The sequence below is a fragment of the Bifidobacterium sp. wkB338 genome (genome assembly GCF_003688325.1).
GTDB classification, from domain to species: domain Bacteria; phylum Actinomycetota; class Actinomycetes; order Actinomycetales; family Bifidobacteriaceae; genus Bombiscardovia; species Bombiscardovia polysaccharolytica.
Map to the genome: position 1 here is coordinate 1 of NZ_NPOR01000042.1, position 367 is coordinate 367.

Genomic DNA, 367 nt, shown 5'->3' on the forward strand with positions numbered 1-367 from the left:
GAGCCTGGATGTATATTGGTGGCTCACACGCCGCTACAGCTACCTTCACGAACGCCAGAGCATTACATGGCAGCAGCTGTATAGCCAATTCGGATCAACGAATATCCTGCCGGCATTCAAGCAGAGCTTCCGAAAAGCAGTCTATGACGTTGACTACGTATATCCTCAGGCGCAGATCTTAGGCGGGCGCAATTACGTGACAATCTATCCGTCTGAGACTTCTGTGGCCACCACCGCTCAGACGAGACTGGCAAAATCCCGTGATCGATTGGAGCAGAAAGCGGCGAAGCCCACGAAGCGTGACTTAAGCGAAGTCGACATCGGCAACGTGCTCGAGCATATCGACTATGGGGATGACTACCTCGCG

General features: G+C 53.4%; 1 pseudogene. It reads left to right on the forward strand.

What is annotated here, in order from left to right:
• Positions 1 to 367 (forward strand): annotated as a pseudogene (locus CI603_RS09125) (hypothetical protein); the annotation flags it as partial.